This is a genomic window from Pseudoxanthomonas sp. 22568, assembly GCF_052044485.1.
In the GTDB taxonomy this organism is placed as follows: Bacteria; Pseudomonadota; Gammaproteobacteria; order Xanthomonadales; family Xanthomonadaceae; genus Pseudoxanthomonas_A; species Pseudoxanthomonas_A beigongshangi.
The window spans coordinates 80,653-105,711 of the sequence record NZ_JBQENC010000005.1 but is presented as its reverse complement, the minus strand read 5'-3'; the positions used below and the strand labels follow the sequence as shown (position 1 = coordinate 105,711).

At 67.2% G+C, this 25,059-nt stretch carries 21 protein-coding genes and 1 tRNA gene; 17 read left to right on the top strand and 5 right to left on the bottom strand.

Annotation, left to right across the window (positions count from 1 at the left end):
* Positions 1–243: 243 nt before the first annotated feature.
* Positions 244–308: transfer RNA gene (locus tag ACTJI2_RS08025), tRNA-Ser, on the bottom strand.
* Positions 309–1,123: 815 nt separating this feature from the next.
* On the opposite strand from ACTJI2_RS08025, the gene ACTJI2_RS08020 reads away from it, so the two are divergent.
* From ACTJI2_RS08020 to ACTJI2_RS08010, 3 genes are all read left to right on the top strand, one after another.
* On the top strand, positions 1,124–2,173 hold the full coding sequence (locus ACTJI2_RS08020) for a class I SAM-dependent methyltransferase (RefSeq protein ID WP_440841683.1): 1,050 nt from the start codon (positions 1,124–1,126) through the stop codon (positions 2,171–2,173).
* Positions 2,170–2,877 (top strand): pseudouridine synthase, encoded by a 708-nt coding sequence (locus tag ACTJI2_RS08015; RefSeq protein ID WP_440841682.1) that lies wholly within the window; start codon positions 2,170–2,172, stop codon positions 2,875–2,877. Before ACTJI2_RS08020 ends, ACTJI2_RS08015 begins: the two co-directional genes overlap by 4 nt.
* 110 nt (positions 2,878–2,987) lie before the next feature.
* A complete protein-coding gene (locus ACTJI2_RS08010; RefSeq protein WP_440841681.1) occupies positions 2,988–3,617 on the top strand; it encodes an REP-associated tyrosine transposase in 630 nt (209 codons plus the stop codon).
* A 49-nt stretch (positions 3,618–3,666) separates the two neighbouring features.
* On the opposite strand, the gene ACTJI2_RS08005 is transcribed toward ACTJI2_RS08010, so the two are convergent.
* Positions 3,667–4,236 (bottom strand): DUF1415 domain-containing protein, encoded by a 570-nt coding sequence (locus tag ACTJI2_RS08005; protein WP_440841680.1) that lies wholly within the window; start codon positions 4,234–4,236, stop codon positions 3,667–3,669.
* Positions 4,229–4,711, bottom strand: coding sequence for a YajQ family cyclic di-GMP-binding protein (locus ACTJI2_RS08000; RefSeq protein ID WP_141454342.1), 483 nt, complete (start codon positions 4,709–4,711; stop codon positions 4,229–4,231). The genes ACTJI2_RS08005 and ACTJI2_RS08000 overlap by 8 nt, the downstream gene beginning before the upstream one ends.
* Before the next feature lie 78 nt (positions 4,712–4,789).
* Between ACTJI2_RS08000 and ACTJI2_RS07995 the strand changes: the two genes are divergently transcribed.
* Together ACTJI2_RS07995 and ACTJI2_RS07990 are read left to right on the top strand one after the other, a co-directional pair.
* Complete coding sequence (locus ACTJI2_RS07995; RefSeq protein WP_440841679.1) at positions 4,790–5,668, top strand: DMT family transporter; 879 nt, start codon at positions 4,790–4,792, stop codon at positions 5,666–5,668.
* Between the two features lies 1 nt (position 5,669).
* A complete protein-coding gene (locus ACTJI2_RS07990) occupies positions 5,670–6,206 on the top strand; it encodes a DUF1453 domain-containing protein (protein WP_440841678.1) in 537 nt (178 codons plus the stop codon).
* Positions 6,207–6,285: 79 nt separating this feature from the next.
* On the opposite strand, the gene ACTJI2_RS07985 is transcribed toward ACTJI2_RS07990, so the two are convergent.
* Positions 6,286–6,918 carry an OmpW/AlkL family protein gene (locus ACTJI2_RS07985; protein ID WP_141454340.1) on the bottom strand — a complete coding sequence of 211 codons (633 nt, stop codon included), beginning with the start codon at positions 6,916–6,918 and terminating at the stop codon, positions 6,286–6,288.
* Entirely contained in the window at positions 6,915–7,187 is a 273-nt protein-coding gene (locus ACTJI2_RS07980) for a hypothetical protein (RefSeq protein ID WP_440841677.1), read from the bottom strand. Before ACTJI2_RS07980 ends, ACTJI2_RS07985 begins: the two co-directional genes overlap by 4 nt.
* Between ACTJI2_RS07980 and ACTJI2_RS07975 the strand changes: the two genes are divergently transcribed.
* From ACTJI2_RS07975 to lpdA, 12 genes are all read left to right on the top strand, one after another.
* Positions 7,186–7,635 carry a DUF1801 domain-containing protein gene (locus ACTJI2_RS07975; protein ID WP_183640734.1) on the top strand — a complete coding sequence of 150 codons (450 nt, stop codon included), beginning with the start codon at positions 7,186–7,188 and terminating at the stop codon, positions 7,633–7,635. The two genes, ACTJI2_RS07980 and ACTJI2_RS07975, sit on opposite strands and share 2 nt — an antisense overlap.
* A gap of 98 nt (positions 7,636–7,733) precedes the next feature.
* On the top strand, positions 7,734–8,693 hold the full coding sequence (locus tag ACTJI2_RS07970; protein ID WP_183640736.1) for a LacI family DNA-binding transcriptional regulator: 960 nt from the start codon (positions 7,734–7,736) through the stop codon (positions 8,691–8,693).
* Positions 8,694–8,946: 253 nt separating this feature from the next.
* A complete protein-coding gene (pgmB, locus tag ACTJI2_RS07965) occupies positions 8,947–11,961 on the top strand; it encodes a beta-phosphoglucomutase (RefSeq protein WP_440841675.1) in 3,015 nt (1,004 codons plus the stop codon).
* A 64-nt stretch (positions 11,962–12,025) separates the two neighbouring features.
* Entirely contained in the window at positions 12,026–14,575 is a 2,550-nt protein-coding gene (locus ACTJI2_RS07960; RefSeq protein WP_192199081.1) for a TonB-dependent receptor, read from the top strand.
* A gap of 161 nt (positions 14,576–14,736) precedes the next feature.
* Complete coding sequence (locus tag ACTJI2_RS07955; RefSeq protein WP_440841674.1) at positions 14,737–15,990, top strand: MFS transporter; 1,254 nt, start codon at positions 14,737–14,739, stop codon at positions 15,988–15,990.
* Positions 15,991–15,994: 4 nt separating this feature from the next.
* Positions 15,995–18,106, top strand: a complete 2,112-nt coding sequence (locus tag ACTJI2_RS07950; protein ID WP_440841673.1) for a hypothetical protein — start codon at positions 15,995–15,997, stop codon at positions 18,104–18,106.
* Positions 18,106–19,203: an alpha/beta hydrolase gene (locus ACTJI2_RS07945; RefSeq protein ID WP_440841672.1), complete on the top strand. Its 1,098-nt coding sequence runs from the start codon at positions 18,106–18,108 to the stop codon at positions 19,201–19,203. The genes ACTJI2_RS07950 and ACTJI2_RS07945 overlap by 1 nt, the downstream gene beginning before the upstream one ends.
* 91 nt (positions 19,204–19,294) lie before the next feature.
* Positions 19,295–19,750 (top strand): DMT family transporter, encoded by a 456-nt coding sequence (locus ACTJI2_RS07940; protein WP_440841670.1) that lies wholly within the window; start codon positions 19,295–19,297, stop codon positions 19,748–19,750.
* Positions 19,747–20,319, top strand: a complete 573-nt coding sequence (locus ACTJI2_RS07935; protein WP_440841669.1) for a DNA-deoxyinosine glycosylase — start codon at positions 19,747–19,749, stop codon at positions 20,317–20,319. The genes ACTJI2_RS07940 and ACTJI2_RS07935 overlap by 4 nt, the downstream gene beginning before the upstream one ends.
* An 83-nt stretch (positions 20,320–20,402) precedes the next feature.
* The gene (locus ACTJI2_RS07930; RefSeq protein ID WP_440841668.1) at positions 20,403–21,170 is read left to right on the top strand and encodes a DUF2884 family protein; all 768 of its coding nucleotides are present in this window, start codon (positions 20,403–20,405) and stop codon (positions 21,168–21,170) included.
* A 147-nt stretch (positions 21,171–21,317) separates the two neighbouring features.
* Positions 21,318–22,751: a dihydrolipoyllysine-residue acetyltransferase gene (locus tag ACTJI2_RS07925; protein ID WP_440841667.1), complete on the top strand. Its 1,434-nt coding sequence runs from the start codon at positions 21,318–21,320 to the stop codon at positions 22,749–22,751.
* A 15-nt stretch (positions 22,752–22,766) separates the two neighbouring features.
* The gene (lpdA, locus tag ACTJI2_RS07920) at positions 22,767–24,905 is read left to right on the top strand and encodes a dihydrolipoyl dehydrogenase (RefSeq protein ID WP_440841666.1); all 2,139 of its coding nucleotides are present in this window, start codon (positions 22,767–22,769) and stop codon (positions 24,903–24,905) included.
* Positions 24,906–25,059 lie beyond the last annotated feature (154 nt).

Genomic DNA, 25,059 nt, shown 5'->3' with positions numbered 1-25,059 from the left:
ACGCCCGTGGACGCGACCGGAGCGGGAGTCCGGCGCTGCCGGCGGAGATTCCGTCACCGATGCGCGGCCGGCATCCTGCCGTCAGCCATCGATGGGGAACGTCCGCCGCCAGGGCTCGGTTCCGGCACCAGCCCCGCTGCGTCGTGCGTCTCCACGCATTCCCTTGCATGGTTCGGCACGCCGCACCGGGCGTTTCCTGGAAGGGACTTGCGTCCCGATGTCATGACGTGACAGGTCATGTGTTGGAGCGGGAATCGAACCCGCGACTCTCGGTATCAAACCGATGCTCTAACCATACTGAGCTATCCAGTGGTGACGTCCCGGAATCGAACCGGTGTAGTCGGCGTTTCCGCCGGTGCCTGACCCCTCGGCCATCGTCAAGTGGAACACCCGTTCCCACGTTTCGGCATACGCCACGGCAGCGCCGCGCGCACCGGACGGGACACAAACCCGTACCGCTGAGACGTGTTCGAAGATGTTCCGCATTGCCGGCTGTCGCCAACCGGCAATCCGTGCGGGCGCATGGCGCCCATTTCGTTGTTCCATCCGAACGCCGCTCGCGTCGGAGCATCACCACGCAGCGCACATGCGCCGGTTGCAGCCGCGCCCCTGCCTCGGGCGCGCAAGCGCGCTACCCGGATGCTCCAGGGCGGAAACCAGGGGTTTCCCTGTCGAATGGAACGAAACCTGCTCGATGCATGCGCATCCTCCGCGAACGCCAAAAACAAAACGCCCCCGGGACTTGCGACCCGAGGGCGTTCGCGTGCCTCGGGAGATCGGGGTGGCCGATCTCCCAGGGAGTCAGCCGTGATTAGTGATCCAGGTACCGCGCGCCTTCGACGCCACGCAACAGGACGCACGCGTCCGCGCCGTGGCAGGGCCACAGGGCAAACAGGTTCGTGTTGGCGGGAAGGCGGGTCATGGAAATCGGTTCGATGAAAAAACAGCCACGAGGGCGAAGGCCGCGCACGATACGCCGGTTGTTTTGAAGATGCAACACTTTTTTAACTTCGATTTTCTTCCGGTCGACCGTCGGCGTGATCGACCACGCCCGCGGGCAGGCCGGCGATGACCTTGGGCGCGGGTAGAATCGCCGCGTTCGTTTCGACTTGATGACGCCTACGTGTCCCACGCCCATTCCGATCCCGCGCTCGACGCGCTGCTGTTGCCCTTCCAGCAGGGCGATCTCCGCTGGCCGGAAGGGCCTGTATTGTTCCTGCGCGCGCGCGACGGCTGGGCCCTGCGGCAATTTCCGCTGGACGCGCTTGTCTGCGAACAGGGTTTCAAGCCCGCCGCCGACGGTTTGATGCGTGCGGGGCTGGAGGTGGTCGAGGAAACATCGTCCCGCGCGCCCGTGGGAGGCTATGCCTTGGTGCTGGTGTTGCCGCCGCGCCAGCGCGAGGAGGCGCGAGCGCTGTTCGCGAAGGCGTTTTCGCTGGCCGCGCCCAGCGGCGTGATCGTGGCGAGCATGCCGAACGATGAAGGCGCCAAGGCGGGCGAGGGTGATCTCAAGCGCATCGCACCGCTGTCCGGCATGCTCAGCAAGTATCACTGCCGGGTGTTCTGGACGCATGCGCCCGCGCGCGATGAAGCATTGGTGGCCGAATGGCTGCGGCTGGACGCGCCGCGTCCGATCCTGGGAGGACGATTCGTCAGTCGCCCCGGCGTGTTCGCCTGGGACCGCATCGATGCCGCCTCCGCGCTGCTTGTGGAACACCTGCCGACGGACCTTGCCGGACACGGCGCGGATCTGGGCGCGGGTTACGGCTATCTTTCGTCGGAGGTGCAGAGGCGCTGTCCGGGTGTCACCGCCCTGGATCTGTACGAGGCAGAAGCGCGCGCGTTGGCGCTGGCCCGCGAGAATCTGCGGGACGCTTCCGCCGCGTTGTCGTTCCATTGGCACGATGTGACCGCGGGCGTGTCCGGACAGTACGACTTCATCGTCATGAATCCGCCCTTCCATGCGCAGGGTCGGGGCGACCGTCCCGACATCGGCCGGCGTTTCATCGAAGTGGCGGCAGGCGCGCTGAAGCCGCGTGGGCGGTTGTGGCTGGTCGCCAATCGCCACCTGCCGTACGAGTCGGCGCTGGGCAGCGGCTTCGCGCAGGTTCGCACGGTCGCCGAACGGGGAGGCTTCAAGGTGATCGAGGCGGTGAAGGCGGGCCGCGCATGAAGATCGTCAAGCACATCGCCAATCTCGGCTACGGCAGCCGCAAGCAGGTCGCGCTGATGTTCCGCGAAGGCCGCGTCACCGATGGCGCGGGCGAGGTGCTGTATGCCGACGATCCGGTCGACCATGACAACATCCGCGTCGATGGCGAACCACTGGATCCCCCGCCGGGCCTGGCACTGATGCTGCACAAGCCAGTGGGCTACACCTGTTCGACCAAGGACGCCGGTCGCCTGATTTACGACCTGCTGCCGCCGCGCTTCCGCCTGCGTTCGCCGGTGCTGTCCTCGGTGGGGCGGCTGGATCGCGACACGTCCGGCCTGTTGCTGATGACCGACGATGGCGCCCTGCTGCACCGGATCATCTCGCCGAAATCGAACCTCCCGAAAGTCTACGAGGCCACGCTGGCCCACGACCTGCGCGGCGACGAGGCGGCCCTGTTCGCCAGCGGCGAACTGATGCTTGAATCCGAAACCACGCCGCTGGCACCGGCCGCGCTCGAAGTGATCGATCCGCGACACGCCCGCCTGAGCCTGACCGAGGGCCGCTACCACCAGGTCCGCCGCATGTTCGCCGCCGTCGGCAACCACGTCGAAACCCTGCATCGCAGCCGCATCGGCGGACTGGCCCTACACGACCTGCCGGCAGGCCAGTGGCGTGCACTGGACGGTGCGGATCTCGCAACGCTTTTTGCGAACGCCGGATAGGTCGTTGTGGGAGCGACGTAGGTCGCGACCTCAAGGAAACTTCCGACATCGGAACGCGCGGTTGTCTGATTTCGCCCGTGGCTGCGATCCCCGATGCTGAAAGCCCAAGGATGAGCATCAGCCAAGGATGGCTACTCGGCGTGGAACCCAGAAAAAAAGCCCCATGTAGGAGCGACGTAAGTCGCGACCGAAAACCGTCCGCAACGATGAAAAATTCCGCGGACATTCCGGATTCCCGTCAAACAGGCGGGGGCGCGACGGGAATGGAAGCAACCGGATTCACCCATCCAGCCGGACATCGTGCACTGCGCAGAGGCAGGCACTCACTGGCCGGCCAGATCTACCTGATCACCTTCGTCACCTCCAACCGCGAACGGCTGTTCGACGATGCAGGCAATGCGGCCATTGTTGCACGGGCTTCGGAAGACGGTCGGCTCTGGTACCGTTCCAGACTGCTGGCCTGGGTACTGATGCCCGATCACTGGCACGGGTTGGTGGAACTGGGTGATCTGGACGATATCTCCATTGTCGTTCAGCGTCTGAAGACCAACACGGCCAAGGCACTGCGTCGTTATCGGTCCGATGGCGTTCCCGTGTGGGCAAAGGGTTTCCATGACCGCGCCCTCCGTGCGGACGAGAACCTGCGCGCTGCGGCACGCTATCTAATCGCCAATCCGCTCAGGGCTGGCCTGGTGACGCGGATTGGTGACTATCCTTACTGGAACGCGATCTGGCTTTGAGATCTTGGTCGCGACTCACGTCGCTCCTACAAATGGAGCGACGAGTTGGTCAATCCGCGAGCAGCTTGCGCCAGCCTTCGTGACCCAGGCGGTCCAGGGTCTGGATGTTGCGTTCGACGATCACGTCGGGATCGGGGAAGGCGGCGACCGCGCGCTCCACGCTGTCCTCGCGCAGCAGGTGCAGGGTGGGATAGGGCGAGCGGTTGGTGTAGTGGCTGATGTCGTCGGGCGCGGCGCCGGCGAACTGGTAGTCGGGATGGAAGCTGGCAACCTGCAGGACGCCTTGCAGGTCCAAAGCCTCGACCGCCGCGTCGGCGTTGTCGAGGAAGTCGTTGTAGTCCAGGAAGTCGGTCAGGACTTCCGGATGGATGATCAGGGTAGTGTCGATCTGCGCGGGATCGGTGTCGCGAAGCAGCACCAGTTCCTCGGCCAGTTGTTCCAGCAGGGCTTCCGGCGTGGTGGCGTCGCTCAGCACGAAACGTACCTGTTCCTTGACGTAGACCGCCTTGGCGAACGGGCACAGGTTCAGGCCGATGACCGCGCGCTCGATCCAGCGGCGGGTCGCAGCGACGGGATCCGGCGCGGCGTCGCCGGCGCCGGGCAGCACGGAATCAGTCACGGAAGTTCTCGAACTGCAACGGCAGCTCGAGTTCGGTCTTCTTGAGCAGGGCAATGACGTCCTGCAGATCGTCGCGCTTCTTGCCGGTGACCCGCAGCTTGTCGCCGTTGATCTGGGTTTCGACCTTGATCTTGGCTTCCTTGATGGTCGCGGCGATCTTCTTGGCCAGCTTCTGTTCGATTCCCTGCTTGACGGTGACCTTCTGCTTGGCCTGCGCCAGGTTGGTCTCGACGTCGCCGAACTCCAGGCAGCGGGTGTCGATGCTGCGGGCGATCAGGCGCGCGCGCAGGATGTCGGTCATCTGCTTGACTTGGAAATCGCTGGGCGCGGTCTGGGTGATGGTGTTCTCTTCCAGCAGGAACTTCGCATCCACGCCCTTGAAGTCGAAGCGGTTGGAAAGCTCGCGGTTGGCCTGGTCGACCGCGTTGGTGAGTTCGTGCTGGTTGACTTCGGAAACGACGTCGAAGGAGGGCATGGCGGGCGGAAACATGGATTCGGGGGTTGGCCATTCTAATCCATGGGCGGGCGCGCTCCCGTGACGCCATAATGCGGCATGCGCCGACATCCCCATTCCGCCGCCATCGTCCTGATGCTGCTGGCCGTGCTCCTGTTCGCCCTGATGGATGCCGGGCTGAAGCTGCTGTCGGCGAACTATCCGCCGCTGCAGGTGGCCGCGTTGCGCGGGTTGTCGTCGCTGCCGTTCGTGCTGGCGTGGGCGCTGTTGACCGTCCCGCCCGGCAGCCTGCTGCGCATCCACTGGCCGCTGCACCTGCTGCGCGGTGCGCTCGGCGTGGCGATGATGGCCGGTTTCGTCTATGGCCTGCGCGGCATGCCGCTGTCCACGGCCTATGCCATCACGTTCGTCGCGCCGCTGCTGGTGACCGCGATGGCCGGGCCGCTGCTGAGGGAGCGGGTTGGCCTGGGGCGCTGGCTTGCGATCGCGGTCGGCCTGCTGGGCGTGCTGGTCATCCTGCGTCCCACCGGCGAAGGCATGATGACCGCCGGCGGGCTGGCCGTGCTGGTGGCGGCGATCTGCTACGCCGCCGGCGCGATCACCGTGCGCCTGTTGGCGCAGCGGGACAGCACCCAGTCGATGGTGGTCTGGTTCATGGCCCTGCTGTCGGTCGCGGCGCTCGCGCTGGCCTGGCCCGGATGGAAGCCACTGCAGGCGGCGGACGGGTGGATCATCGCCGGCATCGGAGTCGCCGGTTCGCTGGCGCAGGTCGCGTTGACCGAGGCATTTCGGCGCGGCGAAGCCTCGCTGATCGCGCCGCTGGAGTACACCGCGCTGATCTGGGGCGTGGTGCTGGACGTGGCGCTGTGGGGCGTGTTGCCGGACGGCGTCACCTGGATCGGCGCCGGGATCATCGTCGCCAGCGGTTTCTATCTGCTGCGCCGCGAGCCCGCGCATGCCGAGGCGGAGCATCCCTGAGGTGCCCTGGCTGCTGCTCCTGCCGCTGGGACTGATGCTGCTGCTCGCACTGTGGCTGATCCTGTTTCCCTGGTCGTTGTGGCAGCGCTACCACCGCGGCAAAGCAACCCGGCGCGTCTGGCCGTGGCAGGTGCGTTTGAATCTGGGGCTGTTGTGGGTGGGGCTTGTCGTGTTCCTGCTGCTCAGCGCCGTCTTCCAGATCTGGTGGCCGCATCAGTTGTCGCAGGCCGCGCTGGGGTTGGGGGCTGGCATCGGGCTGGGTACGCTGGGCGTCGCCACGAGTCGCTTCGAATGGCGCGAGGCGGGCCTGTTTCATACGCCCAATCCCTGGCTGGTCTTGCTGTTGACCCTGCTGGTGGCCGGACGGATCCTGCTGGGGCTGGTCCAGATCTTCCAGCAGGGCCTGGCATGGTCGCGTGATCAGGTGCTGGCCGGTGATCTGCATGCGGGCCTGACCGGATTGGCGGGTTTGCTGTTGGGCTATGCGCTTGCGAGCACCTGGGGCCTGCATCGGCGACTGCGGCGCTTGCGCCGTTGAGTCATAAAAACGAAGGGCCCCGATGACGGGGCCCTTCGCTGTTCCAGGTGCAATGCCGGTCGGTGACCGGGGCTGGCGCTTAGAAACGCGCGCCGATGCCGATGCCGACGGTCCACGGATTCAGATCCGCCTTCTGGCCGATGCGCTCGCCGTTGCCGGTGATCTCGCTGTCGCCATGCATGTAGCGGGCATCCGCACGGGCGAACCACGACGGGCTGATGTTGAAGTCGACGCCCACGGTGCCGATGGCGCCCTTGGTGTCTTCCAGGCCGAAGTGCTGGCCCGCGCCGTCGGTGATGTTGTAGCCGCCGCTGTAGTTGGCCTGGTAGTAACCCAGACCCACGAACGGACGGATCGGCGCATCGCTGTTGCGGAAGTGGTACTGGGCGCTCAGGGCGTAGGGCTGCGAATCGATGTTGCCCAGCTTGCCCTGGTCACCGCGCACGCGCTGCTCGAACTTGTCGGCGGCGCCCCACAGTTCGACAGCGATCGCCGGGGTGACGTACCAGCTGGCGCTCAGGGTGGCGGCGGAACCGCCGTCCAGATCCAGGCTGGAGTTGTCCACCGGCTTGGAATCGACCTTCTGCACGGCGTAGCCGCCGACGACGGCGAAGCGCTTGTGATCGGAGGACGCGGTGCTGTCCTGCGCGAAGACGGCCGGGGCGAACGCCAGCAGCGAAGCGGCGAGGGTGAGGGTGCGGAACTTGTTCATGGGGGATCTCCTTTTTCTGTTTTTCTGGCCCGATGCTTTTGGGGCGTGCGCACCGTAACGACCCACGCATGAATGGAGACAAGTCCGCGAAATGAATCTTTTACAACAACAGCGATATCCAGCGAACGTTCATTTTTCGTTTGTCGACACGACGCGGAACTGTTCAGCAGACTGTTCGGCGCAAATTCGTTTTCAAGGTCGAGGACGGACGCGTTGGCGCGACACACGGATTGGGTTAAGGTCGCTCGCGCCATCAGGAGATGCGTCATGCCCCGCAGCGATGCCGCCACCGTCGAGGCGTACCTGGCCGGACTGCCGGCGGAGCGACGTGACGTAATCGCGAGCGTGCGCGATGCGATCAATCTTCATCTGCCGCCGGGCTACGAGGAGCGGATGAACTGGGGAATGATCAGCTGGGAGGTTCCGCTTTCCCGCTATCCGGAGACCTACAATCGCCAGCCGCTTTCTTTCGTGGCGCTGGCCGCGCAGAAAAACCACTACGCGCTGTACCTGATGTGCGTCTATGCCGATTCGCCGGTGGAAGCGGAATTGCGGCAGGCCTACGCGAATGCCGGCAAGAGGCTGGACATGGGCAAGAGCTGCCTGCGATTCAAGCGGCTGGAAGATCTGCTGTTGCCGGAAGTGGTCCGGATTGTCGCGGCCACGCCGGTCGAGACCCATATCGCGCGCCACGAGGCCGGGCGCATGCGACACTGATCCGCATGAGCCGGCGTCCGTCCAAGTCCTCCCCACGCTCCCGCGTCGCGTCGCGCGGGGCCGCGCCCCTGTCGCCGGCCTCCGGTGAAAATCCGACCATGGCGGATTTGGCGAAGGTCGCGGGGGTTTCCGCCATCACGGTGTCGCGCGCGCTGCGCGAGAGTCCGCTGGTGAACGCGGAAACCCGCGAGCGCATCCGCGAGATCGCCCGCCAGTACGGTTATTCCTTCAATGTCAGCGCGCGCAACCTGCGCCTGCGCCGCAGCATGACGGTGGCGGTGGTGGTGGAAATGAAGCCGACCCTGGAGCGGCAGATGTCCGGGCCGTATCCGCTGGACCTGCTGGGCGGCATCACCCAGGAGCTGACCACCACCGGCTACAGCGTACTGTTGACCTCGCTGCAGGGCGGCGCGCTGCCCAACGTGCAGGCCGCCGATGGCGTGATCCTGCTTGGCCAGGGCGCCAACGAGGACGCCATGCACGAAGTGCAGCGCTGGGGCAGGCCGATGGTGGTGTGGGGCGCCGTCAGCCGGCACGAATCGCAGGTGGTGGTCGGCAGCGACAACCGGCGTGGCGGCGCGTTGGCGGCGGAGCGGTTCATCGCGCTGGGCCGCAGCCGGCCGGTGTTCCTGGGCGACCCCGCGCACGGTGAGTTCGCCGAGCGCCTGGAAGGCTTTGCCGGCACCCTGGGCAAGTACGGCATCGTGCCGCTGACCCCATCGGTCGCCAGCTTCACCGTCAATGCCGGTGCGGAGGCGGTGCATGCGCTGCTGGAGAAGCATCCGCAGATCGATGCGCTGTTCGCCGCCAGCGACCTGCTCGCGATCGGCGCCATCCGCGCGTTGATCGAGCGCGGCCGGCGGGTACCCGAGGACGTTTCGGTCATCGGCTACGACGACACTCCCCTGGGGGCCACCTACGTCCCGCCGCTGAGTTCGGTGCACCAGAACTTCGTCGACGCCGGCGTCCTGCTCGCCCGCAAGATTCGTGGGCTGATCGACGGCGACCCGGCCAGCTCGGAGACGCTGCCCACCCATCTGGTGGTCCGCGCCACCTGAGCGCAAAAATCTGCTGCGGCGCAACGTGTACAGGGGAGGCGCGATGGTGCGGCTCCGCCCGTGCCGACGTCATCTGGCGGAAGGCTAAGCCACTGTCCTGAAACGGAATTTTCATGTGGCCTGGACGGCTGCGCGGCCGCCATGGGCCCGCCGCTCCCTGCATTTGTTATCGATAACTTGACATCGATAACAACGAATCCCTAGCGTGCCTCCGCACGGTCCCTGGACGGCAGGGCGAATGGAGGAAGCGCACGTGGGCGAGTGGCAGGACAGGGCGCCGGTGGACACCGCCGGCATGGCCATGGCGGACGATCCCTGGCGTCTGCGCCAGACGGCGTTCGATCCGCGCCGCCGCGCCCGCGACGAAACCCTGTTCGCGCTGGCCAATGGCGGCCTGGGCGTGCGCGGTGGTTTCGAGGAACAGGAGAGCGCCAGTGACGGCAGTTTCCTGGCGGCGGCGTTCGAACAGAACGCCATCCACTACCACGAGCGCCTGGCCGGATTCGCCCGCAACACCGATACCCGGGTTCCGGTCGCCGAGGGCAAGCGCATCCGGATCCTGCTGGGCGAGGAAGTCGTCGACCTCGCGCAGGCCGAATGGCTGGCGTTCGAACGCGAACTGGACCTGCGCCAGGGACAATTGCGCCGTCGCCTGCGCATCCGCACGGCAGGGGGGCACACGCTGGAAATCCATGCCGAACGGGTGGTTCCGTTCGCCGAGCATGCGCTGCTGGCGATCCGTTTCCGGGTGCGTTCGGTCGACTACGGCGGACCAATCGCGCTGGTGTCCTCGATCGAAAGCGGTCGGCAGGCGGTCGCCCAAGGAGATGATCCACGCATCGGCGCCGGCGGCGGCGAAGGGCTGCTGGCGATCGGCGGCGGCAGCGCGGACGGGATGGCCTGGATCGCGCAACGCGCGCCGCATCGCGGGTTCGAACTCAGCTGCGGACAGCATCATCGCGTCGGCGCGGGCCTGCTCGCGCAGCCGCCGCAGGCGACGGCCGGACGGGTCGAACAGCGCTTCGACGGCCGACTGGTGCCCGGCGACGAGGTCGGCGTGGAGAAGTTCGTCGCCTACGTCCACGACGGCGACATGGCGCAGCGTGCGAACGAACTGGCGCGACTGCTTCAACGCGCGGTCGATACCGGATTCGATGGGTTTGCCGCGCCGCAGGCGGCCACGCTGGCCGGCTTCTGGCAGCGGGCGGGGCTGTCGGTGAACGGCGATGCCGGCGCCGAGCAGGCGCTGCGCTTCAACCTGTTCCACCTGCTGCAATCGGCCGGCCGCAACGGCGTGGATGGCACCGCCGCCAAGGGACTGACCGGCGAGGGCTACGAAGGCCATTGCTTCTGGGATACCGAGGCCTTCGTGCTGCCGGTGATGGCGTTCACCGCGCCGGACGTCGCTCGCGCGATGCTGCGCTACCGGTTCCGCACCCTGGACGCGGCGCGGGCGCATGCCCGCGAGATGAACCACCCGACGGGCGCGCTGTATCCCTGGCGCACCATCGATGGCGGCGAATGCTCGGCGCACTATCCCAGCGGTTCGGCCGCATACCACATCAACGCGGCGGTGGCCTACGGCATCGGCCTGTACCTGGACGCCAGCGACGATGTGGACTTCCTTGCCGAAGCGGGCGCGGAGATGCTGTTCGAGACCGCGCGGATCTGGCCGCAGGTCGGGCATTTCAATCCACGCCAGGGCGGCGCGTTCTGCATCCACGAAGTGACCGGGCCGGACGAATACACCACCTTGGTCAACAACAATTTCTACACCAACCGCATGGCCCAGCAGCACCTGCGCCGCGCGGTGGCCGCGTGGCACCGCCTGCGCCAGGAACGGCCTGAAGTGCTGGCGGAACTCGCCGCCCGGCTCGCGCTGGAAGCAATCGAAGTCGAGTCGTGGGCCCGCGCCGCCGACGCGATGTACCTGCCCTATGACGAGGCGCAGGGCGTCTACGCGCAGGACGACGAGTTCCTCGACAAGCCGCGCTGGCCGTTCCCGCCGGCGAGCGGCGAACACCGCCCGCTGTTGCTGGACTACCACCCGCTCACCCTGTACCGCCACCAGATCTGCAAGCAGGCCGACGTGGTGATGGGGCTGGTGCTGGCGGGCCAGGGACTCGATCCGCGTCGCAAGCGCCGCAGCTTCGATTACTACGAAGCGGTTACCACCCATGACTCGACCCTGTCGGCGCCGGTGTTCGGCGTCCTCGCAAACGAAGTCGGCCACGCGGACAAGGCCTGGCGCTATTTCGACGCCAGCCTGCGCGTGGATCTGGACGACCTGCATCGCAACACCGATCACGGCGTTCACATGGCGGCGCTGGCGGGCAGCTGGCTGGGCCTGACCGAAGGCTTCGCCGGGATGAGGGTGGAGGACGGCCGGCTGTCATTCGCGCCGACCCTGCCGGAAGCGTGGCAGGGCTACGGCTTCAACCTGCGCTGGCGTGGCTGCGTGCTGCGGGTGGACGTGGCCGCCGACGGCGTGCGCTACCGCCTGGAAGAGGGCGATGAGCTGGCCATCCTCCACGCGGGCGAGCCGCTGCTGCTGTCGCCGGGTACCGCCGAGCTGCAGCCGCTGGCGCGACCGCTGGAAGCGGTGCGGGCGACCTTCCCGCGCCAGGCGCGCGCGCTGATCTTCGATCTGGACGGCGTGCTGACCGATACCGCGCACACCCACTACGAAGCCTGGCAGCGGCTGGCCGACGAAATCGGCGTGCCGTTCGACCGCCAGGTCAACGAGCGCCTGAAGGGCGTGGATCGGATGGCATCGCTGGCGATCATCCTGGAACGCGCATCGCGGACCTACGACGACGGGGAGCGGCGCGCGCTGGCCGACCGCAAGAATGGCTACTACGTGCAGGCCATCCAGCGGTTCGGCCCGAGCGATCTGTTCGACGGCGTGATCCGGGTGCTGGATGAAGCGCGCGCGGCGGGACTGAAGATCGGACTGGCCTCGGCCAGCCGCAACGCGCCGCTGCTGCTGGACAAGCTGGGCATCGCGGATCGCTTCGACTACATCGCCGACTCCGGGCGCATCCGTCGCGCCAAACCGGATCCGGAAATTTTCCTGGACGTGGCCGCCGCGCTCGGCGTCCCGCCAGCCCAGTGCATCGGCGTGGAGGACGCGGTGGCCGGTATCGAGGCCATCCACGCCGCCGGCATGGCCGCCATCGGCATCGGCAGCGCGGACAGCCTGCCGCAGGCCGACGCGGTATTGCCGGACATCGCCGCGTTCCGTGTGAGGGACTTCGTTTCTTCGTGACCGCACGCGGCCGTCAGAAGCCGCGGCGGATTATCTCAACCTGTTGAAAAAGTGGAGGGAACACATGCAACAGACCAACCTGATCCGCTACGCCCTGTCCGTAGCGATCGCCGCCGCACTGGCTCCATCCGCCGTGCTGGCACAGGATGCCGGCACGCCCGCGCAGCAGACGCCGCAACAACAACCGCAACAGGCACCTGCCGAGCAGGGCCAAAGCCAGGCCACCACGCTGGACACGGTGGTGGTCTCCGGTACGGCCACCGCTGGCGGCGTGAGGAAGCTGGAAGCCAGCTTCAACATCGTCACCGCCAACGCGGAGCAGATCAAACAGGCCAATCCCAAGAGCACCGCTGACCTGCTGAAGATTTCGCCCGGCATGTGGCCCGAATCCACCGGCGGCCAGACCGGTGCCAACATCGAGATCGCCGGCTTTCCCGGCGGCGGCGACGCGCCGTATTTCTCCACGCTGTTGATGGGTTCGCCGCTGTACGGCATGCCGACCCTGTCGTTCTTCGAGACCACGTCGATGTTCCGCCTGGACGACACCATCGAATCGGTGGAAATCCTGCAGGGCGGCCCGTCGGTGGTGTTCGCCGACGGCCAGATGGGCGCCAGCGCCAACTTCTTCCTGAAGACCGGCACCGAGGAACCATCCGGCAGCGTCGGCCTCACCTACGGCAACGAAGGCCTGTGGCGGCTCGACGGCTTCTATGGCTTCAAGGTGGCTGAAGGCTGGTACGGCAGCATCGGCGGTTTCTGGCGCGAATCCGACGGCGTGCGCGATCCGCAGTTCAAGGCGGACAAGGGCGGCCAGCTGACCGCCACCCTCTCGCACGACTTCGATGCCGGCCGGCTGACCCTGTACACCCGCTACCTCAACGACAAGAACCAGTTCATCACCCCGATTCCGCTGATCCAGCGCGGTACCGACAACTTCAGCGCCTATCCGGGTTTCGATCCGCTGAAGGACACCTACTACAGCAAGTACATGCAGCACGTGTGGCTGCCGACCTATCCCGGTGGCGGCAAGAACGCCGATCTGGCCGACGGCCGCGGCGCCAAGCTGTTCATGTTCGGCGGCAACTTCGACTACTCCTTCGACAACGGCTGGTCGATCAGCGATCGCTTTCTGTTCAACGAAGGCGACATGGATACCAATGCGCTGTTCTCGGGCAACAATCCGGTTTCGTTGCAGGACATGCTGTTCACCGACGGCACGCCGGGCGGCTTTGAGCTTCCGGCCGGATCGGTGGCCACCGCGAACTACATCAACGGCGGCGCGGTGCCGCTCACCCAGAGCGTGATCCAGCAGGGCTGGTGGCATATCCACAAGCACCTGAAGAGCTTCAGCAACGACTTCCGCCTGAGCAAGGAGCTGTTCGAGGGCAATACCCTGACGGTGGGCCTGTACGTCAACCACTACACCATGGATGACAAGTGGTCGCTGGGCAACCAGATGCTGATGGCCAACGAGCCGAATGCGCGCCCGATCGTGGTGAGCTACGTGGATGGCGGCGAGACCTTCTACCGCACCAATCCGCAGGGCTTCGCCGACTTCAGCGGCTTCCACATCGCCCAGAACGGCAAGGCCACCAACGTGGCGCTGTACCTGTCTGATTCCTGGCGGGTCGGCAAGTGGCTGTTCGATCTGTCCGGCCGCCTCGAGAACCAGGATGCCAAGAGCAATGTCTGCAATCGCAGTCCGGTGAATGCGGGAACCGGTGGCCTGGACGGCGATCCGAACACCATCTACGACAACAACGTCGAGCTGTGCAACGGCACCTATGCCCGCAACCGTTACGAGAAGACCCATCCGTCGTGGACGGCGGGTGCCAACTATTCGTTCACCAACAACATGTCCATGTATGGCCGCGTCAACACCGGTGGCCACTTCCTGGACTTCGACAACGGCATCCGCGGCACCACCAACGACAACTACCCGCCGATGCAGAAGATCCGCAACTACGAAATCGGCTTCAAGTACCAGTCGCCGTTGCTGTATGCGGATATCAGCGCCTATCGGCGCGTGTTCAGCGGCCTGCAGTACCAGCCCACCGATGGCCTGGGCACGCCGGTCGGCAGCCCGCGCATCTATGGCTCCGAGTCGCACGGTGTCAACTTCATCGGCGCGCTGACCCCGATCGAGAACCTGCGCTTGCAGTTGGTGGCGAACTACCTGGACGGCGAGTACACCGACTATGACGCGTGCCTGCCGTATACCGACATCAACGGCGAGGACAACTGCGCGCCGATCGAAGGGCAGCAACTGCAGCGCCAGCCGAAGTTCCGCGCCATGTTCACCCCGAGCTACCGCTTCGAGCTGGGCTGGGGCGACATCACCCCGTACGTGACCTACACCTACGTGGGTGATCACACCCAGGACCAGTCGGGCCTGCAGGAACTGGGCTCGTACCACACGCTGGATTTCGGCGTCACTTCCAACGTGGGCGAGAACTGGCAGTTCAATCTGCGCGGCACCAACATGACCAACGAGTTGGGACTGACCGAAAGCAATTCGCGCATCTTCGGTTCGGCGACCACCGCCGGTGGCGTGTTGCTGGCGCGTCCGCTGGAGGGCCGCGAGGTCAACTTCCAGGCCAAGTACAGCTGGTGAGCCACGCCGGGGACGCCGCCTGAACCTCCTCTCCCGGGAGGCGTCCCCGGATTTCTTTCACCCGTCGCGCGCGGCCGCACGATCGCGCGCGGCGGGTTCCCTTGTCGCCCCGGCGATGACACAGTGCGGCGGCCGCCTGGCGGCATGGCCCGGAGCAAGCAATGAATCGAACCCGCATGGTCCTCGGGTTGATCCTGACCTACATGATCTTCGCGATGCTGCTGAACTCGGTCGGCGCGGTGATCCTGCAGGTCATCCAGGGATTCGGGGTAAGCAAGGCGTCGGCGAGCACGCTGGAAGCGTTCAAGGATCTGCCGATCGCGATCGCCTCGTTCCTGGTCGCCTCGACCTTGCCGCGGCTGGGTTACCGGCGGGCGATGATGCTCGGCCTGGGGCTGGTGGCGCTGGCCTGCGCCGGCATGCCGCTGTTGCAGTCGTTCTGGGCCACCAAGCTGCTGTACGTGACGGTCGGCGTGTCGTTCGCGCTGGTGAAGGTTTCGGTCTACTCCAGCATCGGCCTGCTGACCGACAGCGAGCGCGCGCATGCCGGACTGACCAGCACCGTGGAAGGCTGGTTCATGGTCGGCATCCTCGGCAGCGCCTGGCTGTTCGCCGCCTTCATCAATCCCGACACGCCGGGCGATCCGGTATGGCTCGACGTCTACTGGGTGATCGCCGGGCTGTGCGTGGCGGTGATCCTGTTGCTGGCCGGTTCGTCGATGGATGAATCGCAGGCGCGCGACGGCCATGCGGTCGGCGAATCCTTCGCCGACATGTTCCGTCTGCTGGCGCGCCCGCTGGTGATCGTGTTCCTGGTCTCGGCTTTCCTGTACGTGCTGATGGAACAGGCCATCAACACCTGGCTGCCGACCTTCAACCGCGAAATCCTGCACCTGCCCACCGCCCTCAGCGTACAGGCGGCCGGTATCTTCGCCGGCTCGCTGGCGCTGGGCCGTCTGGGCGGCGGCATCCTGCTGCGGCGGTTGCCCTGGTTCTGGTTGCTGGCCACCTGCGTGCTGGCGATGGCGGCGCTGGTGCTGCTGGCGCTGCCGCTGGCGGCCAACGTGCAGCCGCGCACCGATGCGAGCTGGTGGGACGCGCCAGTGGCCGCCTATGTGTTCCCGCTGATCGGCCTGTTCATGGCGCCGATCTATCCGACCATCAATTCGGTCGTGCTGAGCGCGCTGCCGAAAGCGCGGCATGCGGCGATGACCGGCCTGATCGTGGTGTTCTCCGCGTTGGGCGGCACCACCGGATCCTTCATCACCGGGCAGCTGTTCGCCCATTTCGACGGCTCGCGCGCCTTCTACCTGCTGCTGCTGCCGATGGCGGTGCTGCTGCTGTCGCTGACCCTGCTCAACCGCGCCGCGCACGCGCCCGCCGGCACGCCGGCCGTGCCGGCGGGAGGATCTTGAACCGATGTCCCTCGCCGCTTCCCGCAAGATGCCCTTGCTCCTGAAAAATGCCTGTGCCCGGCTGCTTCTTGCCGGCCTGCTGGCGCTGCCGGCGATGGGCCAGGCGCTGGCCTACGATCGCGCGCCGGTCGACGCGCCGCTGCAGTTCCGCATCACCGAAGGACGGATCGAAAACGCGTTCCACCAGGAGGGCGACATCGCCGCGCACCTGCTGCTCAGCTCCGGCAACCGGCCGCGCGTGCTGGTGGCGTTTCCGGCGGGCAACAGCGGCGTGGGCGTCTGGTTCGAGGAGGCGGCCACGCCGGTGCGGTGGACACTGGGGCAGGTCAAGGGCGAGCGCCACCGCGACAATGGGCACGCCTGGAACGGCATCGTGGCCGAGGCCAGCGTCGATGCGCCCCGGCTGGTGGTGAAGGATGCGGTGCTCGGCAGCGTGCGCGTGCTGCGCGACTACCAGCTGGGCCAGGCCTATCCGGCGGAGACCGCCGCGCAGCCCGAAGTCTCCGCCGATGCGGTCCGCTGGAAACGCAATCGCCTGGATGGCGCGCCGGGCTACGCCATCGCGTTGGAGGCCGGGAACGGCCGCTTCGAGCGCGAGGACGGGAAAATCGTATTGCGCGCGAACCGCGCCGGTGAACCGCTGCGGCTGCGCATCCACGCCTCGACCGGGGAAACCCCGCTGGTTCCGTTCAGCGCCGCCGGCCTGCTCAACGAACGCGCGACGGCCGACCTGCGCAGCCGCCAGGCGCTGCGATTCCTGAGCTACCACGAGAAATTCCTGGCCGGCTCCTGGCGCTTCGACACCTATTTCGGCCGCGACACCCTGATGTCGGTGCGCCTGCTGATGCCGGTGCTGCAACCGGAGGCGGTGGAGGCCGGCATCGGCGCGGTGCTGGCGCGCCTGGCGCCCAATGGCGAAGTCGCCCACGAGGAGGACATCGGCGAGTTCGCGGTGCTGCGCCATCGCAAGGAACAGGGCACGCCGTCCGCCGCGCCGATCTACGACTACACGATGATCGACGACGACTATATGCTGCCGCCGGTGGCCGCGGCTTGGCTGCTGGAGGATGCGCGCGGCCAGGCGCGCGCCCGTGATTTCCTCGCCCGCCGGGGCGAACAGGGTCGCAACGGCGAAACGCTGGTGCGCAACCTGTTGTTCGTGGCGGAGCAGAGCCGCGCGTTCGCGGAGGAGCCCGCGTATCGAAACCTGATCGCGCTCAAGCCGGACAAGCCGGTGGGACAGTGGCGCGACAGCAATGAGGGGCTGGGACGCGGCCGCTATCCCTACGACGTCAACGCGGTATGGATGCCGGCGGCATTGCGCGCGATGAGCGGATTCCTCGACAGCGGCCTGCTGGACGGCTACACCAGTGCGGAACAGCGCACGCAGCTGCGCGCCGCCGCGGGACGCGCCGATATCTGGGAACGACGCGCGGCGGAACTGTTCACGGTGCGGTTGCCGAACGCGCGCGCGGCGGAACAGATCCGTGCCTACGCCACCGAGGCCGGCGTGCCGGGTCGCGCGGCGCTCGATGCGCTGGGTGACGGCGAGCTGGCGTTCGCGGCGCTCGCGCTGGATGCGCAGGGCAGGCCGGTGCCGGTGCTGCATTCGGATGAAGGCTTCCGCCTGCTGTTCGGGCAACCCGATGCGCAATCCCTGGCGCGCGATGTCGGCAACCTGATGCGCCCTTTCCCGGCCGGCCTGATGACCGACGTGGGCCTGCTGGTCGCCAACCCCGCCTATGCCGAACGCGAGGTCTGGCCACACCTGGGCAGCGCCGCCTACCACGGCACGGTGGTGTGGGCCTGGCAGCAGGCGGTGCTGGCGGCCGGCCTGCGACGGCAACTGGCGCGGGACGATTTGCCGGCCGAGGCACGCGCCGTACTGGGCGATGCGCAGGCCCGGCTGTGGCGGGCGATCCGCGCCGCCGATGCGGTGCGCACCTCCGAGCTGTGGTCGTGGTCGTACCGCGACGGCCGCTATCAGGTCGAGCCGTTTGGCGCGCAGGGCGCGCACGAGGACGAATCCAACGCCGCGCAACTTTGGAGCACGGTGTTCCTTGCCCTGCCGCCGCCTGACGCGGCGCCCGCGGCCGAATCCGGAAAGGAAAAATGATGACGAAGAACCTGCTTTTCACCGCGCACCGGCGCCACGCGATGTTGCGTCTCGCCCTGGGCTTGTCGGCGCTGTCGGCGCCGTTGGCGGCGATCGCACAGGACAAGCCGGCCGCGCCGGAAACCGTGGCGATGCCGGCCACGTCGCTGCCCTACAGCCGGTTCGCCAGCGCCGAGGCGCGTGCGCAGTTCGAGCGGATGCTGGCCGAAACCCGCGAAGGCAAGGGGCCGAATCCGGCCGACATCGCCGATCAGCGGCGCTTCTACCAGCGCTACAACGACGACCGCCTGGCCGAAGCCGAGCGCCGCTATCCGGCCAAGGTGGAAGCCACCCGCATCGGCGGCGTGCCGGTGCACGTGGTGGATCCGCAGGCAGGCGCGCAGGGCGACAACGCGCAGCGGGTTCTGATCAACCTGCACGGCGGCGCCTTCATGTGGGGCTCGGGCAGCGGTGCGCTGGTGGAAGCGGTGCCGATTGCCGCGGTCGCCGGCATCCGGGTGGTGACGGTGGATTATCGGCTGGCGCCCGAGCATCCCTACCCGGCCGCGGTGGACGACGTGGAAGCCGTCTACCGCGAGCTGCTCAAGCAGTACCGCGCGGAGAACATCGGCATCTACGGCTGTTCGGCCGGCGGCATGCTGACCGCGCAGGCCACCGCGCGGATCCTGAAGCGGGATCTGCCACGTCCCGGCGCGATCGGCAACTTCTGCGGCACCGGCCTGCTATTCGCCGGGGATTCGGCGACCCTGGGGCAACTGGCGGTCGGCGTGCCGCCACTGCAATCGGACGGTGGCGCGAGCCTGCCGTACCTGCGTACCGCGCAGGCCGACGACCCGGTCGCCTATCCCGGCCAGTCGCCGGAGCTGCTCGCGAAGTTTCCGCCCACCCTGTTCCTGGCCGGCGGGCGCGACTTCGCGGTCAGCGCGGTGAGCACGATGCAGCGCCGGCTGCTGGGCGCGGGCGTGGATGCGGAACTGGTGCTGTTCGATGGCCTGTGGCATGCCTTCTTCGTGTATCCGGATCTGCCGGAGTCGCAGGAAGCCTATGGCCTGATCGCGCGCTTCTTCGATCGCCGCCTGGGCCGCCAGCCGCGCTGAGGGCGATCGTTCCAGCGGCGCCACGCAGCGTCGTGCGCCTGAACACATCGCCTGCCGTATCGTGTCCGCCTTCGAATCCGGGAAGATGGACATGAAAGCAATCGGAATGGGCCTGGCGGTGTTCATCGGCATGCTGTTGCCGTTGCAGGCGTTGATCAACGCATCGCTGGGACGGCAGACCTTCGGCCCGCTGTTCGCCGCGCTGATGTCGTTCGCGGTTGGCACCGGCGTGCTGGCGCTGTGGTGGCTGGCCACGCGGCCCACCTTCGACCCGGCGGCGCTGGCGCGGGTGCCATGGTGGGCGTGGACCGGCGGCGCCATCGGCGCGATCTACGTCGCCGCCGCGACCCTGCTGATTCCGCGCATGGGCGCCGCGCCGCTGATTTGTCTGGTGGTGTTCGGACAACTGGTGGGCTCGCTGGTGCTGGATCATTTCGGCGTGCTGCATGCGCGACAGCCCATCGACGGCACCCGCGTGATCGGTGCGCTGCTGGTCGTCGCCGGCGCGCTGCTGGTGGTGCGGCCCTGGCAGACGCCGGCCGGATGAGCGCGACGCTCCTGCGCGGCCTGCCGCCGCAGGCGGCTCCGGATTGCCGGGTACTGGTGCTGGGTTCGATGCCGGGTGCGGCATCGCTGGCGGCGGCGCGCTACTACGCCCATCCGCGCAACCGGTTCTGGCCGCTGATGGGTGCGCTGTGCGGTTTCGATCCCGCGCTCGACTACCCGCTCCGGCTGGCCGCGCTGCAGGCCGCCGGCGTCGGCCTGTGGGACGTGATTGGAACCTGCGAGCGCCGTGGCAGCCTGGACGCGGACATCGTCCGCGGCAGCGAGGTCGCCAACCCGCTGACGGACTGGCTGGAGGCACGGCCCTCCCTGCGCGCGGTGGCCTTCAACGGCGGCAAGGCGGCGCAGGCGTTCCAGCGCCACGTCGCGCCGACCCTGCCGGCGGGGCTGGCCGCGCGGCTCGTGTTCCACGCGCTACCGTCCACCAGTCCGGCCAACGCGGCCTTCGGCGTGGAACGCCTGGCCAAATCCTGGGGAATCCTGAAGCCCTGCCTGCGCGTTCCCGCTCCGGACACTTCCGTCCCGGACCCTCCTGTTCCGGAGCGGCCCTGACGAAGGTCATGCCCCCGTCCGGCATGTGCGGGTGGCCCGTTGCGCTGGCATCCTGTTGGAAACCGAACTTCCGGAGGCCGCCCATGATCCGTTCCGCCCCGCGCCTTTCCCTGCTGTGCCTGGCCGCGCTGTCCGGGCTGGCCGTGTCCGCGCAGGCCAAGGATGTCCGCTGCGAGATCGAAAGCGACTACGACATGACGGTCAACGAGCGCAGCGTGATCTTCACCCGCGAAAGCGGCACGCCCAAGGCGATCGTGATGCGCCAGGGGCGCCTGTTCGTCGATGACCGCTGGGTCCAGATCAACGACGACGATCGCCAGCGCCTGATCGACTTCGAGCGCGGCGCGCGCACCGCCATGCCGCTGGCGCACGAAATCGGCCGCGACGCCGCCGACATCGCCTTCACTGCGCTGGGCGAAGTCGCCGCCAGCATCAGCAATCATCCGGATCGCACCCGCAAGTCGCTGGACAAGGCGCGCAAGGCCATCGACCAGGGCATCGCCCGTTCGATCAGCGCCAACCGCTTCAACAGCCAGGATCTGGACAAGGGCATCGAACGCGCGGTTGGCGAGGTCATGCCCAGCGTGATCGGCGACATCGTCGGCGGCGCGCTCACCGCCGCGCTGACCGGCGACGCCGATCGCCTGGAGCGCATGGACGGACTGGACAAGGAAGTGGAAGCGCGGGTGGCGCCACGCGCCAAGGCGCTGGAAGTGCGCGCGGAGAAACTGTGCTCGCAGATGCGCGACATGGAGCGCATCGACAATGCGCTGGCGTATCGTCTCCCCGGCGGGCAGGCGCTGAACCTATTGGAAGAAAAGCCCGACCAAAGGCATACCACCGGCGACTGAGCAAGGCGTGCATGCCGTCGCGCGAGCCGCGACGGCCGATTCCAGCGGTCCCGGCCCAAAAATAATTGCCCTCAGAGGTTGGCGCACCGGGCGGGGATGGCCACAATAGGGGTTCCCCTATTGGCAAGTGATCGCTGGAGTTCCCCCATGGCCGAAATCAAGGAAGCGCGTGTTCCCGACATCGGTGGCTACAGTGACGTTCCCGTCATTGAAGTGCTGGTCGCCGTTGGCGATACCGTCGCCAAGGATCAAGGCCTGGTCACCCTGGAGTCCGACAAGGCCACCATGGAAGTGCCCTCGGCCTTCGCCGGCGTGGTCAAGGAACTGAAGGTCAAGCTGGGCGACGAACTGGCCGAAGGCTCGGTGGTCGCCCTGATCGAGGTGGCCGAGGGCGCCGCCGCTCCCGCCGCGCCGAAGGCCGAACCGGCCAAGGCCGAGCCGGTCAAGACCGCCGAGACCGGCGCGAGGGTCGAGCCGGTCGCGGTCGCCCCGACCCCGGACAAGCTCACCCAGCGCGAGATCGCGCAGGAAGCCGCCGCGCCGACCGCGCCCGCCGCGCCGCGCGCGCTGGAAGACAAGCCCGGCATCGATCCGGAAGCCGTGCCGCCGCGCACCCCGCCGGTGGAGTTCAACGCCGACCGCGTGCTGCCGTCCAAGGTGGCCTATGCCAGCCCGACGGTGCGCCTGTTCGCCCGCGAACTCGGCGTCGACCTGGATCAGGTCAAGGGCAGCGAACGCGGCGGCCGCATCAGCAAGGAAGACGTGCAGCGCTACGTGAAGGCCGCCCTGTCCGGCGGCGTGCCGGCCGCGGCCGGTGCCGCACCCGCGGCGGCCGGTGGCGGACTCAATCTGCTGCCGTGGCCGAAGGTGGACTTCAGCAAGTTCGGCGAAGTCGAAGTCCAGCCGCTGTCGCGCATCAAGAAGATTTCCGGCGCCAACCTGGCGCGCAACTGGGCGATGATTCCGCACGTCACCCAACACGATCACGCCGACATCACCGAGCTGGAAGCGCTGCGGGTGGCGCTGAACAAGGAAAACGAGAAGGCCGGCATCAAGCTGACCATGCTCGCGTTCCTGATGAAGGCCAGTGTCGCCGCGCTGAAGAAGTATCCCGAGTTCAACGCCTCGCTGGACGCCAGCGGCGAGAACCTCACCCTGAAGAAGTACTTCCATATCGGCTTCGCCGCCGATACCCCGAACGGCCTGGTCGTGCCGGTCATCCGCGACGTCGACAAGAAGGGCGTCAACGAGCTGGCCGCCGAAACCAGCGAACTGGCCAAGAAGGCCCGCGACGGCAAGCTCGGCCCGGCCGACATGTCCGGCGGCTGCTTCTCGATTTCCTCGCTGGGCGGCATCGGTGGCACCGCGTTCACTCCGATCGTCAACGCGCCGGAAGTCGCCATCCTCGGCGTGTCCAAGTCCTCCATCCAGCCGGTGTGGGATGGCAAGCAGTTCGCGCCGCGCATGCTGCTGCCGCTTTCGCTGAGCTACGACCACCGCGTCATCGACGGTGCCTCCGCCGCGCGCTTCACCGCGTACCTGGCGCAACTGATGGGCGACCTGCGTCGCGTGCTGCTGTAAGCGGGGGCTGGAACCATGGCAAACACGACTGTTGAAGTAAAAGTCCCCGACATCGGCGGTTACGACGATGTGCCGGTCATCGAGATCCTGGTCGCCGTGGGCGACACGGTGAAGAAGGATCAGGGCCTGGTCACCCTGGAATCGGACAAGGCCACGATGGAAGTGCCGTCCTCGGCCGCCGGCGTGATCAAGGAATTGAAGGTCAAGCTGGGCGACACCCTGTCCGAAGGCAGCGTGGTGGCGGTGCTGGAAGTCGAAGGTGCCGCCGCGGCGCCGTCCGCGCCCGCCGCCGCTCCGGCTGCGCCGGCCAAGGCGGTCGCACCCGCTGTTCCGGCCGCGTCCGCGCCGGCGCCTGCCGCGCCATCCGCGCCTGCGGCATCGGCGGGCGGCACCCTGGAAGCCAAGGTGCCGGACATCGGCGGCTACAACGACGTGCCGGTCATCGAAATCCTGGTCGCCGTGGGCGACACGGTGAAGAAGGATCAGGGCCTGGTCACCCTGGAATCGGACAAGGCGACGATGGAAGTGCCGTCGCCGGCCGCCGGCGTGATCAAGGAACTGAAGGTCAAGCTGGGCGACACCCTGTCCGAAGGCAGCGTGGTGGCCGTGCTGGAAAGCGGCGCGGCCGCCGCGCCGGCCAGCAAGCCGCCGGTCACGCCCTCGCACCGCGCGCCGGCCGAACCCGCCGCGCCGAAGCCGGCGCTGGGCACCGGCAAGCCCGCGGACATCGAATGCCGGATGGTGGTGATCGGTTCCGGTCCCGGTGGTTACACCGCCGCGTTCCGCGCCGCCGACGTCGGTCTCGACACCGTGCTGGTGGAGCGCTACGACTCGCTGGGCGGCGTCTGCCTCAACGTCGGCTGCATCCCGTCCAAGGCACTGCTGCATGCCGCTGCATTGATCGACGAGACCGCGCATTCGGCCGATATCGGCATCGAGTTCGCCAAGCCGAAGATCGATCTCGACAAGCTGCGCGACTTCAAGCAGAACCGCGTGGTCGGCCAGTTCACCAAAGGCCTGGCCGGCATGGCCAAGCAGCGCAAGGTGCGCACCGTGCAGGGCGTGGCGAAGTTCGTCTCGCCGCACGAACTGGAAATCACCGGCAGCGATGGCAAGACCCAGCTGCTGCGTTTCGAGAACTGCATCATCGCCGCCGGTTCGCAGGCGGTGAAGCTGCCCAACTTCCCGTGGGACGATCCGCGGGTGATGGATTCCACCGACGCGCTGGCGCTGCAGGAAGTGCCGAAGAAGCTGCTGGTGGTCGGCGGCGGCATCATCGGCCTGGAAATGGCGACGGTGTACCGCGCGCTGGGCAGCGAAGTGACCGTGGTCGAGTTCATGGACCAGCTGATGCCCGGCGCCGACAAGGATCTGGTCAAGCCGCTGGCCGATCGCCTGAAGAAGCAGGGTGTGGCCGTGCACCTGAAGACCAAGGCCGCCAAGGTGGAAGCCTCCAAGAAGGGCATCACGGTGTCGTTCGAGAGCGCCACCGAAGGCCAGAAGCCGGAACTGGAATCCGGGAGCTGGGACCGCGTGCTGGTCGCGGTGGGCCGTTCGCCCAACGGTGGCAAGCTGGATGCCGACAAGGCCGGCGTGACCGTCACCGAGCGCGGCTTCATCCCGGTGGACCCGCAGATGCGCACCAACGTGCCGCACATCTTCGCCATCGGCGATCTGGTCGGCCAGCCCATGCTCGCGCACAAGGCCACCCATGAGGGCAAGCTGGCGGCGGAAGTGGCCGCGGGCGAAAAGAAGGAGTGGGTGGCGCGGGTGATTCCGTCGGTGGCCTACACCGATCCGGAAATCGCCTGGGTCGGCGTCACCGAGACCGAAGCCAAGGCCAAGGGCCTGAAGGTCGGCATCGGCAAGTTCCCGTGGGTGGCGTCGGCGCGCGCGGTCGGCATCGGCCGCGGCGAGGGTTCCACCAAGCTGATCTTCGACGAGGAAACCCACCGCATCATCGGCGGCGGCATCGTCGGCGTGCATGCCGGCGATCTGATCAGCGAGATCGCGCTGGCGATCGAGATGGGCGCCGAAGCCGGCGACATCGGCAGTACCATCCATCCGCACCCGACCCTCAGCGAGACGGCGGCGATGGCGGCCGAAGTCTACGAAGGCACCATCACCGACCTGTACATTCCGAAGAAGAAGTAGGCGGTCTGTCTCCGCAATGCAGATAAGGAAACCGCCTGCCTGGGCGGTTTCTTTTTGAACACCGCACAGTCCGAACACCAGCCCGCAGAGCCGGGCTTGCTCGGCTTGAGCGTTCCCGGTGAAGAGGTGCTTCCCGCTAGAATCGCCGACAACA